At 34.8% G+C, this 11,620-nt stretch carries 8 protein-coding genes and 1 pseudogene; 6 read left to right on the plus strand and 3 right to left on the minus strand.

Features of this window, described 5'->3' with window-relative positions; genetic code table 11:
• Window positions 1-22 precede the first annotated feature (22 nt).
• Window positions 23-700, minus strand: a complete 678-nt coding sequence (locus GFO_RS03475; protein WP_011708645.1) for a type 1 glutamine amidotransferase domain-containing protein — start codon at window positions 698-700, stop codon at window positions 23-25.
• A 501-nt stretch (window positions 701-1,201) separates the two neighbouring features.
• On the minus strand, window positions 1,202-2,050 hold the full coding sequence (locus tag GFO_RS03480; RefSeq protein ID WP_011708647.1) for a universal stress protein: 849 nt from the start codon (window positions 2,048-2,050) through the stop codon (window positions 1,202-1,204).
• A gap of 537 nt (window positions 2,051-2,587) precedes the next feature.
• On the opposite strand from GFO_RS03480, the gene serA reads away from it, so the two are divergent.
• The gene (serA, locus tag GFO_RS03485; RefSeq protein WP_011708648.1) at window positions 2,588-4,480 is read left to right on the plus strand and encodes a phosphoglycerate dehydrogenase; all 1,893 of its coding nucleotides are present in this window, start codon (window positions 2,588-2,590) and stop codon (window positions 4,478-4,480) included.
• Window positions 4,481-4,549: 69 nt separating this feature from the next.
• Window positions 4,550-6,133 carry an NADP-dependent glyceraldehyde-3-phosphate dehydrogenase gene (locus GFO_RS03490; RefSeq protein WP_011708649.1) on the plus strand — a complete coding sequence of 528 codons (1,584 nt, stop codon included), beginning with the start codon at window positions 4,550-4,552 and terminating at the stop codon, window positions 6,131-6,133.
• 284 nt (window positions 6,134-6,417) lie between these two features.
• On the opposite strand, the pseudogene GFO_RS03495 reads toward GFO_RS03490, so the two are convergent.
• Window positions 6,418-7,788, minus strand: a pseudogene (locus tag GFO_RS03495) (short-chain fatty acid transporter).
• 346 nt (window positions 7,789-8,134) lie between these two features.
• Between GFO_RS03495 and GFO_RS03500 the strand changes: the two are divergent.
• The 4 genes from GFO_RS03500 to trhA all read left to right on the plus strand — a co-directional run bounded on the left by GFO_RS03500 (window position 8,135) and on the right by trhA (window position 11,584).
• The gene (locus GFO_RS03500) at window positions 8,135-8,698 is read left to right on the plus strand and encodes a hypothetical protein (RefSeq protein ID WP_011708653.1); all 564 of its coding nucleotides are present in this window, start codon (window positions 8,135-8,137) and stop codon (window positions 8,696-8,698) included.
• A 204-nt stretch (window positions 8,699-8,902) separates the two neighbouring features.
• On the plus strand, window positions 8,903-9,667 hold the full coding sequence (locus GFO_RS03505) for a LytR/AlgR family response regulator transcription factor (protein WP_011708654.1): 765 nt from the start codon (window positions 8,903-8,905) through the stop codon (window positions 9,665-9,667).
• A 1-nt stretch (window position 9,668) separates the two neighbouring features.
• On the plus strand, window positions 9,669-10,781 hold the full coding sequence (locus GFO_RS03510) for a sensor histidine kinase (protein ID WP_011708655.1): 1,113 nt from the start codon (window positions 9,669-9,671) through the stop codon (window positions 10,779-10,781).
• 137 nt (window positions 10,782-10,918) lie between these two features.
• Entirely contained in the window at window positions 10,919-11,584 is a 666-nt protein-coding gene (gene trhA, locus GFO_RS03515) for a PAQR family membrane homeostasis protein TrhA (protein ID WP_011708656.1), read from the plus strand.
• Window positions 11,585-11,620 lie beyond the last annotated feature (36 nt).

Genomic DNA, 11,620 nt, shown 5'->3' on the forward strand with positions numbered 1-11,620 from the left:
ATAGTTAATAGAAATAAGCTTATTATTTAAGCATCTCAAATAATTTTTGAGCTACCATCCCTGAAGAGGCAGGATTTTGACCTGTTATCAAATTCCCGTCTACAATAGCATATTCCTCCCAATCACCAGCTTTGGAATAAATTCCGCCATTTTCTTTTAACATATCTTCTACTAGAAATGGAACAACCTCGGTTAGCTGAACAGCTTCTTCTTCAGTATTTGTAAAACCTGTAACCTTTTTATCTTTTACCAAAGGCTCGCCATTTTCTGCTTTTACATTCTTTAAAGCAGCTGGAGCGTGGCATACAAAACCAATTGGTTTCTTAGCTTTATTAAAAGTTTCGATGAGCTTGATAGAATCTTCATCTTTCGAAAGATCCCATAGAGGACCGTGACCACCAGGATAGAACACCGCGTCAAAATCTTTCGGATTCATTTTTGATAATACTTCCGTGTTATTTATCACCTTTTGTGCTGCATCATCCTTTTTAAAACGTACAGTATCTTCAGTTTGTGTATCTTCCGTATCACTGCTAGGATCTATTGGAGCTTTTCCGCCTTTTGGAGTGGCTACAGTAATATCAACATTCTTATCTAACAATTTATAATATGGATTCGCAAATTCTTCTATCCAGAAACCCGTCTTGTTTCCCGTATTTCCAAGTTCGTCGTGAGACGTAAGTACAAATAAAATCTTCATAGCTTTATTTTTTAATTATTGATAATTCCGAAGAGCATTTGCAAATCCGGAATGACATTCATTATTTTAATTTTTATTACTACAAATTTAAAGCTTCACGGCTAAATATAACTTGATATAGGTTAACCTGGAGAATAAGAATTTGTTAAATCTACAAGTAAATTAAGCAATTTTTCAGGTTTTTGTATAAATGTCTCCAGAGAGATTTTAAGGCAAGTTATTATATTTAAATTGAATTTTGGATTGAAATTAATAATTAGGAACCTACCCATTCATTAAACAAATATGGAGGTATAATAATATTTTTTTAACCAAAAAAAGTATCTATTAAATTGAAAATCAACAAATTAATTTAGTATCTTTAAAAAGTCGTTCAGGGTGCTATCTTTAATTAGAGCTGAGATTATACCTGTTGATTATTCAGATAATGCTGAATGAAGATTATGACGATGCAAAGGGAGCAGTTAATGTGAAATATTCATTTATGTTCCCTTTGTTTTTTTATTTTACTTCTTTTAAGATCAACACAGGTAATTTTGGATCAAATGCGATTTCGCTAACTACAGATTTTGAAAAAAGTCTGGAAAAGAACCCCTGCTTTCTTTGATATAATGCCAGGAAATTACTTTCCCGACTTTCTATAAATAAATGTACCCCAGTTGCAGCCGTAGTTTGTGTTAACATATGGAAGCTATGGTAAACCCCTGTTAAATGATGTTCTAACTCCTCCTTATTTTCTTCCTGTTCTGGACTAAGCTTTTTATTTTCAGTATTAATGTATAGTACCCGAACGGTCGCTCCCATACTTCTTGCGAAATCTATTAGCGCGAGTAATTCTTTTTGTTTAAAGGGAATGCGGAGATTGGTCGGAAAAACGATCTCTGTATTTGTAAGGGCTTTCCACTCATAGACTTCAGGAATCACCAGGATTGGACATTGTTCCACATCTTCGGTAATTTTTGAAATATCTTCCGAAGAATTTATATGAACTGAATCACCGCGGGATCCCAGAATAATAAGATCTACACCAAATTTATCTGCATTCTCCTGAATACCTTCCACCAGATTTCCCTGGAAAGAAATAGTTTCGAAATTATGATTCGGATTTTCTTTTCTGAAACTAAGTCCCTGCATGATCCTTTCCAGACCTTTTTCTGAAGCCTCTTTTCCTGTAGGCTCCTCATCATTATTTTTATTTAACGGAATAGCCTCGCTTAAAAACCTCTGTGAATGGTAAACATTGATCAAATAGAATGTACAGGAATATTTTTTAAAAAGGTTCATTGAAAAAATGAGCGCATTCCAGGAATGTTTGGAGAAATTGGTAGGGATCAGGATCTTTTTTTCCATAGGTGGTTTATTGAGATTATAAATATACTAAAGAGAAGCTGTGAAAGAAGTGTTTCCAACAAAACAATATTTATTTCAGAAATAAAATCATCTGTTTTTAGATGCTCTAAGTTTAAAATATTCATTAATACGGTGAAAATAATGTGATTACGTTAATTATTTAATGAATAGAGTTCTTTTCTGAAAAACTGTGGAATATGTTTTGACGTATATATATAAAAGAAAAAAAGGAGGTATGCTTGGAAAAATAAAGCTTTAAAAAACTATTTGTTCAATAATTAATTTTTAATCATTGAATTAGCCCAAACAAAAAGTCGGATACAGATCCGGCTTTTTTTGTTTAAAATAATTTGAATTCATTTTATAAACTTTATGCAAAAATAGCTCTCAATATGATCTAAATTTTCGGAATCGGAGATTTTGAAGCCATTTATTGCAAATTGTATAATTGAATGTTTTTAGGCATAAAACACTGTTTTTTAATGATTCAAAAAGCTTTAGTTTTACTAATTCATTTTTAGAATTTTCAACAGGAGTATGGAAAATAAAAGGCATTTTGTAATTGATTTCGACAGTACTTTTACTCAGGTAGAAGCGCTGGATGTACTCGGAGAGATATCTCTGGCGAATAACCCTAAAAAAAAGGAAAAGCTGCAGGAACTAAAGGACCTCACAGATCTTGCAATGGGAGGAAAACTCGCATTTAGAGAATCCCTGGAAAAGAGATTGGAGATTCTGGAAGCAAATAAAAATGCTCTTCCAGAGCTTGTTGAAAAGCTGAAAAATATGGTCTCAGTTTCCTTTGTTAGGAATGAAGAGTTTTTTAAAGAACACAGGGATAACATTTATATTATTTCTAACGGCTTTAAAGAGGTTATAGTTCCTATTGTAAGTGAACTGGGAGTGAAAGAAACCAATGTGTATGCCAATACCTTTTCTTTTGATAAAGATGGGAATATTACCGGTTTTGATCAGGATAACGTGCTTTCTTCTAATAATGGGAAAGTGGAGCTTCTAAAACAAATGGGCTTGAAGGGTGATGTTTACGTTATTGGTGACGGCTATAATGATTACGAAATAAAAGCAGCGGGATTGGCAAATAAGTTCTACGCTTTTACTGAAAATATAGAGCGGGATAATGTTCTTGATAAAGCAGACCATATCACGCCAAGTCTTGATGAATTCTTATACCTTCATAAAATGAACAAAGCTATTTCTTATCCAAAAAACCGAATAAAAGTTCTTTTATTAGAAAATGTGCATGCAGATGCCGTGGCCATTATGAAAAATGAAGGCTATAATGTGTCTACGATTTCTGGTGCCTTAGATGAAGATGAACTTGCTGAAAAGATTAAAGATGTATCAGTTTTAGGAATTCGATCTAAAACCAATCTAACGGCAAAGGTTCTTGAGAATGCAAACCGACTTATTGCCGTAGGAGCTTTTTGTATTGGTACCAATCAAATAGATCTTGAAACCTGTCTTAAAAAAGGAGTTGCGGTTTTCAATGCTCCCTTCAGTAACACAAGATCTGTGGTTGAACTGGCCATTGGTGAGATCATTTTATTAATGAGAAACCTACCAGACCGTATTGCAGAGATGCATAATGGGGAATGGAACAAATCTGCCAAAGGAAGTTATGAGATTAGAGGTAAAAAACTCGGAATTGTAGGTTATGGTAATATCGGCGCACAACTTTCTGTGGTGGCCGAAGCGGTAGGTTTTGATGTTTATTATTACGATTTGGTTGAGAAACTCGCACTGGGAAACGCAACCAAATGTAGTAGCCTTCAGGAATTATTTGAGAAAGTTGATATTGTTACCCTTCATGTGGATGGAAGGGATGAAAACAAGAACATGATAGGTGATAAGGAATTTGGTTGGATGAAGGAAGGCTCTATATTCCTGAATCTTGCCAGGGGTCAGGTAGTAGATGTTGATGCGTTAAGAAAACACATGGAATCTGGTAAAATTACCGGAGCGGGAGTGGATGTATTCCCAAAAGAGCCAAAGACCAATCAGGATGAATTTGAGTCTACTTTAAGAGGTTTGCCAAATCTTATTCTCACTCCACACATAGGTGGAAGCACTGAAGAGGCACAGGTAAATATTGGTAATTTTGTTCCGGGTAAGATTATTAATTATATCAATACAGGTGGAACTACCAACTCGGTAAACTTCCCGAATTTGCAGTTACCTATACTGGAGAACGCACATAGACTCATTCATATTCACCACAATAAACCAGGAATCATTGCACATATTAATAAAATTCTGGCTGCACACGATATTAATATCGTTGGGCAATATCTTAAAACCAATGAAACTGTAGGATACGTGATCACAGATATAGACAAGGCATATGATGCTGATGTGATCAAGGAACTAAAAGGAATTCAGGGGACCATTAGGTTTAGAGTTTTGTATTAGTATTTACATGAACCTGACGAAGGGCGAAAATCCCTGCCAGGAAAAAATAAACCCACCAAAAAGAACATTATGAATATTCAGATTCCACAAGAATTTCAAATAACCGATCAATTAAACCAGGAAACCTATCTCTCCAATGGTGAGTTGATTAAATGGAAAGGTAAGACCGATGAGGTTTATTCCACAATATCTTCTACAGATGATTATAAGCCAACGCTATTGGGAACTGTTCCGCATATGGATGAGAAGACAGCTCTTGAGGTGTTGAATTCGGCGTGTGATGCTTATGCCAAAGGACAGGGAGACTGGCCAACGATGAAAGTGGCAGACAGGATCTCCTGTATGGAGGATTTTGTGGAACAAATGAAAACCAAACGTGAGAAAGTTGTAAAATATCTTATGTGGGAAATAGGTAAATCCCTCCCTGATTCTCAGAAGGAATTTGACCGTACCGTTGAGTATATTAAAGATACTATTGAAGATTATAAAAAACTTGATCGTGATAGCGCTAAATTCCATGAAAAGGATGGGGTTTATGCACATATTAGACGAGGTCCTCTTGGAGTAGTTTTATGTCTTGGTCCTTACAACTATCCTTTAAATGAAACCTTTGCGTTATTGATCCCGGCTTTGATCATGGGGAATACGGTGGTTTTTAAACCCGCTAAACATGGGGTATTGTTGTTGTCTCCATTATTAGAAGCGTTCCAAAGTTCATTTCCAAAAGGAGTAGTGAATGTAATTTATGGTAGGGGTAGAGTAGTGGCAGCTCCAATTATGCAAACCGGTAGAATTGATGTTCTTGCGTTGATAGGAAACAGTAAATCGGCAATCGCTTTACAGGATCAGCATCCTTATAAAAACAGACTTAGGCTGGTTCTGGGACTGGAAGCTAAGAATCCGGGAATTATTTTACCAGATGCAGATCTTGATCTGGCAATAGAAGAATGCATTTCGGGAACACTTTCCTTTAATGGACAGCGATGTACGGCTTTAAAGATTTTATATGTTCATGAAGAAGTGCAGGAAGAATTCAACAAGAGATTTGCGAAACGAGTAGATGAATTAAAGTTTGGGAATCCGTGGAATGAAAATGTGATGCTTACACCACTTCCAGAACCCGATAAACCTAAATATATCCAGGAATTAATAGACGATGCGCAGAAAAAAGGAGCTAAAATATTGAATGAACGAGGTGGAGCAACGTCAGAAAATTATATTTTCCCCGCTGTTCTTTATCCGGTGACCGAAGATATGCAGGTTTATAAAGAGGAACAATTTGGTCCGGTAATTCCGATAAAGCCATTCAATTCTATTGAAAAATTACTGGATGAAATTTCCGATTCTAATTACGGTCAGCAGGTGAGTCTCTTCGGAACAGGAATAGATAAGATTGCTCCGTTAATTGATACATTAGTGAACCTGGTGTGCAGAGTTAACTTAAATAGCTCCTGCCAGAGAGGACCGGATGTATTTCCATTTACAGGAAGAAAGGATTCTGCTGTGGGAACGCTAAGTGTTCATGATGCTTTAAGATCTTTTTCTATAAGAACCTTTGTTGCCAGTAAGGATAAAAAGTATAATAATGAAATTCTGAGAAAATTACTCGATAGTAAAAGTTCAAATTTCGTGAGTACAGATTATATTCTGTAAGAGGCATAATATGGAAGAAACTTTTCAGGGAGATCGTTTTCAGAATTTCTAAACTAGAAGCTGGCAACACATTTATAGTTCTCCCCGTTTTTTGAGGAATTTTTAATATTTAATTAGGAAATTTTGGCTTTCACTTAACTCAAGATATGAAAATATCTAACTATATTTATCTTGTAATTATTGGTTAAACAATGATTGCGAAGGCTAACTGGAAAATGGTTTAAATATTTTAGTTAGCCTTTTTTTTGTCCTTTTTTTACCTAGCTGAAGAATGAAATATTTCTTTAAATTATAAGTAGACCTCCAATATAAACGAATATTCCCAATAGCATTAACATCAAGGTGTATGGAAGAATTTCCCGGGCTTTCAATTTTGTGATCGCCAATAGGGGTAATGCCCAAAATGGTTGAAGCATATTTGTAATTTGATCGCCATAGGCAAAAGCCATAATAGCTTTGTTAAGCGGAACACCCAGTTTTAAAGCACTTTCAATAACAATTGGTCCCTGTACCGCCCACTGGCCACCTCCACTAGGTACAAATATATTCACGAGACCTGCACTAAAAAATGTATAGACAGGTAAGCTAATATCTGTAGCGATACTTGAGAAAAAACCTGCAATATCACCCACAACTCCTGTTTCTTTCATAATACCCATAATTCCGAAATAGAGAGGGAATTGAATTAAAATAGCGGCCGCTCCACCAATGGCTTCGTCCAGGGCATTGAGAAATGAAACAAATGAACCATGAAGTAAGACTCAAAGGCCTAACATAAAAAAGTTTAGCATGTTAGGTGTAAGGTTTCCGGCGAGAAGGTTGGAACCATAACTAAACAAAAAAGCAGTTATTAGTAGAATCCCAAATATCAGGCTTAAGTATTTAGAATGATCAAGTTTTTCTGCACCTTCTATAATTGAGTTTCTTTTAATTTCTTTTTCAGCTAGTAACTCAACGTATGATGTTTCAGTTTTTTTGCTAACCACCCAGAGTAGCATAGGAACCAGAACAAGTAGAACTCCAAAAAGGATTAGGTTCCAATCGGCAAAAATGGTGGTTTCTGTTGGGATACTATCAGGCAATTGTTGGACAAGATTCTCACTTCCCTTTCCTGAAAATAATGATTTAATATGCCCGCTTTCCGCAGCTTTTAAAGGAGCGCTCCCGCTAATTCCACCGTGCCATACCATAAGACCCACATATCCAGCAGCGCCAACCAAAGGATAGTTGATTTTAAACCCACGGTCTCTGGCGGCTTCTCCAACTTTTCTCGCCATAATTGCTCCAAAAATAAGTCCCAGACCCCAATTAAAGAAAGCTACAAGCATAGTAGACACCGAAACCATAACAACCGCGCTGGCATTGTCTTTTACGATACTGGTTAATTTTTCAGTGATCCATGAAACAGGCCTTGTAAGTACCAGAACATGTCCTAATACCAGGATCAGCATCATTTGAACTGCAAATACAAGGAGTGCAGGATCCCACATTCCGTTCTGCCAGAATTTAAGAATATTTATCATGGACTCGCCATTGGTCTTACCGGTGAATAGAAAAGCCATGGCGATAGTAAATAAAGTGAGAAGAACTGCAAGAGTAAAAGGTGCAGGTATTAATTTTTTAAAAGCTAATTCTATATATCGAGTAGTTCTCATAATTGGGTTTAGAAATCTTTTAAAAATGGAAAATTCTCAGGAAAGATATAAAAACATTTACGAAGGTATTGAAAGCCAATAATACAGGTAGACTGATTTAATATGATGGTTAAAAACGGTGAATAACCTCTTAGAAGCGGTAAGTGCCTAAAACCAGAAAAATTTAAGCTGTAGTCATTTTAATTTGGGTTAAAATCTATTATTGAGCATCTGGATACTATAGTTCAGCTACTGAAATCATTCTACTAAGATACAGGGTAATCTACTGTAAATTAGCATTATAATTATTTCATTAATCAATTAATTGACAGTTAGAAAATCATTATTCATTTAAAAAACATTCATCATGAGAACATTAATTTTTTCTTTATTATTAGTTGCTGTGACCGTTGTAGGACACGCACAAGAACAGAAGATTACTCAACTGGAAGAAGCCAAAGTAGGATTTGCACCACTTGACGCCAAGATTACACAAATTGGAGATAGTTTCTCCTATAAAGTAGAAGAAGCATACGCAGGAGAATTCACCAAAGATGCTATCGGATTTATGAAAGCTAATTTTGACATCAATAATTTCATCACCGAATTTGAAGGAGATAAATACACATCTTACCTGGTAACATTTAGAAGTAAAAAAGGGCATTTATCTGCCAACTTCAATCAAGAAGGGGAATTGGTTAAAACCTATCAAAAATTTAAGGATATCGTTTTACCACTTGATGTAAGGAGAGAAGTATATATGACTAACAAAGGTTGGACCATGACTTCAAATAAATACATCGCCTCAGGTAGAGGAGACCTTGTTGAGAAAGAAGTTTACAAAATAAAGCTTGATAATGGCAATCAAAAACGAAGCATCAAACTGAATCCAAGATCTGTTTCCAGAAATTCAGTAGCAGTTAATAATTAGTATTGCATTTTTAAATTTAGTTGTTTGAGTTTTATGCAGGGGCTATCAAAATCTCAATTTTGATAGCCTTTTATTTCAAATTAAGTAATGAAATTTTATGATAAAAACTAAGTAACTCTATTGATGAATTAACGAAAATGAGAAATTTTCAGTAAAGAAGTTCAAATAGTTTTAAATTGTATTTATCAAACTATTGTGTAAAGCATGAAAGCACTTGTAATTGACGACGAAGAACTGGCCAGAAGGAGAGTTCTAAATCTACTGGAAGATGTAGAGAAAATAGAAGTTATTGGTGAATGTTCCAATGGACGCACCGCTATTGAAAGAATAAATACAGATAAGCCAGATCTCGTTTTCCTTGATATCAATATGAAAGATATGAATGGATTTGAAGTGCTGAAGCAAGTTGAAATTTCACCTAAACCCATTGTTATTTTTGTAACAGCCTATGATAATTACGCTTTGAAGGCTTTTGATGCGGAAGCATTTGACTTCCTATTAAAACCATTTAAAGATCAGCGATTTTTTAAAACCATCAATAAAGTGCTTGAAACTACGAAAACAGAAGCAAATGTTACTTTTGAAAAACGTCTGGTAGAATTTTTTCATGAATATTCTAAGGGCGGACTTCAACTTAATTCAGTACAAAAAATACCGGTAAAACAAGGTAATAAGACAGCTCTGGTAGACCCTAACCATATTTTATACATCCAGGCTTCAGGTTATTACGCCGAGATCTTTGTAGATTCAAAAAAATATGTGCTGCGGGAATCTTTAAATAATCTCTCGGAAATACTCGATAGCAATACCTTCGTGAGAATACATAGATCTACTATCGCGAACCTTAAGTATGTAAATGAAATTATACATTCAGATTATTCTGAAATAGACGCAAAAATGACCGATGGTAAACTATTACACGTCAGTAAGTCCCACAAAAAGGAGTTTCTGGAAAAAATAGGAATTTAAGATGAGCCTCTCAACACTCAAAAAGAAGTACATAGATTTCAAACTGGTTTTATTACTGGCAGGATTCTATTTGATGTTTGACCTGGTATTAATTGTGAAGGTCGCCTATATGCGGACCTATATGAAGTCGCCAGAGGGAGTAGAAAATTTTATGTGGTCAGAATTCTTAGTACATAATCTACTTTTTGATTATGTGATTGTGGTGAGTTATATGACGCTTATAGCCATTAGCACCAAACGATTTCTAAACAAAAATTACCCCTGGGTTAAGATCATCTCTATTCACACGCTCTTTTCAATTCTTATAGGCCTGATCATTCGACTTATTTTCGACTTTTATTCTATTATCGCCGGACATATTGAAATAGCTGATTTCAATCTAAGAAAAAGTATCAATGCTTTTATTTATGTGATAGATCTAAACTTTCTGATCTATTTTGCGATGATTTTTATCATTTACACGTATTATTATTTGAGACAGGTTAAAGAAGCAGAAAAGCAACATTCTAAACTGGAATCGCAATTGGTGAATACGAGAATGAAAATGTTATCCTCCCAATTGCAGCCACATTTTCTCTTTAATACACTTAACTCTATCGCAGTCTTAACAGATATGGATGCAAACAAAGCGAAAGACACGATTGCAGATTTAAGTGACTTTTTACGAGAAATACTTTATAACAGTGACCGTAACAGGATTACTTTGGATGAAGAATTGAGAATTCTGGAATATTATTTAAACATTGTAAACGTCAGGTTTTCAGATCACCTAACTATCACGAAAGATATTGACGAATCTTTAATGCTGAAGAAAGTACCTGCAATGCTACTTCAACCGGTGATAGAAAATTCAATCAAGCATGGATATTCTTACGATCATACAGATTTAAATATTAATGTATTTATATACCAGGAAGATAAAATGCTGGTCGTAAAAGTAGAAAATGACGGTGCTCCGGTATCAGAAACCCATAGCCAGTTAATGCAGAAAGGGGTGGGCTTAAAGAATATAGATGACAGGCTACACAATCTTTATAAAACAAATTACTTTTTCGAAATTAGAAATAAGGAAGATGGAAAAGGGGTAGAAACGATTATTAAGATTCCAGAATAGGGTTTTATATAGAACCACTTTTTTGTATCATAAAATAAAATTTATTTCCCTCCATATAATTAACTAAGTTTTTAAAATTGTTCTATTGTAAAGAATCTAATTTTCAATTAAATTAAAGTTACATTTCTAATTGAAAAATGGGCAAGATTAAAAAGCCGAAATATTATCCTCCCAAAGAAGAAAAACTAAATATCCTATCACATGGAATTGGGTTTATTTTGAGTATTGTAGCTCTGGTAATGCTCATTCTCAAAGCTCTGGAAATAGGGGAACATATACACCTAATCAGCTTTATTATTTTTGGAGCAAGTATGGTTTTAGTATACGCTGCATCTACTTTTTATCATAGTGCTAAAACACATCGACTCCGAATGAAACTGAACATTCTGGATCATGCGGCTATCTATATTCTTATTGCAGGTACTTATACCCCTTTTGCCTTGATTACGTTGAATGGAACTACGGGATGGATCATATTATGGGTGGTATGGCTTATGGCACTGGTAGGGGTAATTTTAAAATTATTTTACGCAGGACGTTATCAATTACTATCAACCATTATGTATGTAGCTATGGGTTGGCTTATAATTTTTGCATTAAATCCTTTGATTGAAAATTTATCGACTCCTGGATTGCAGTGGCTTTTTGCCGGAGGTATTTCATATACAATTGGAGCGGTATTTTTTATGCTGAATAAAATTTCATTTAATCACGCTATTTTTCACATTTTCGTACTTCTGGGAACCTTCGCCCATTTTGTAAGTATTTATTTCTATATCTTACCAGCAGTAGAATCTGTATAATACTTATTTTGAAGTTTTAAGAAGCATTTATAGTAA

It is taken from the genome of Christiangramia forsetii KT0803, assembly GCF_000060345.1.
Taxonomy (GTDB): Bacteria; Bacteroidota; Bacteroidia; order Flavobacteriales; family Flavobacteriaceae; genus Christiangramia; species Christiangramia forsetii.

What these genes read in the sequence shown, in the direction of transcription:
- serA (WP_011708648.1), top strand. Translation starts at nt 2,588, where the DNA reads ATGGAAAATAAAAGGCATTTTGTAATTGATTTCGACAGTACTTTTACT.
- GFO_RS03505 (WP_011708654.1), top strand. Translation starts at nt 8,903, where the DNA reads ATGAAAGCACTTGTAATTGACGACGAAGAACTGGCCAGAAGGAGAGTT.
- GFO_RS03490 (WP_011708649.1), top strand. Translation starts at nt 4,550, where the DNA reads ATGAATATTCAGATTCCACAAGAATTTCAAATAACCGATCAATTAAAC.
- GFO_RS03510 (WP_011708655.1), top strand. Translation starts at nt 9,669, where the DNA reads ATGAGCCTCTCAACACTCAAAAAGAAGTACATAGATTTCAAACTGGTT.
- trhA (WP_011708656.1), top strand. Translation starts at nt 10,919, where the DNA reads ATGGGCAAGATTAAAAAGCCGAAATATTATCCTCCCAAAGAAGAAAAA.
- GFO_RS03500 (WP_011708653.1), top strand. Translation starts at nt 8,135, where the DNA reads ATGAGAACATTAATTTTTTCTTTATTATTAGTTGCTGTGACCGTTGTA.
- GFO_RS03475 (WP_011708645.1), bottom strand. Translation starts at nt 700, where the DNA reads ATGAAGATTTTATTTGTACTTACGTCTCACGACGAACTTGGAAATACG.
- GFO_RS03480 (WP_011708647.1), bottom strand. Translation starts at nt 2,050, where the DNA reads ATGGAAAAAAAGATCCTGATCCCTACCAATTTCTCCAAACATTCCTGG.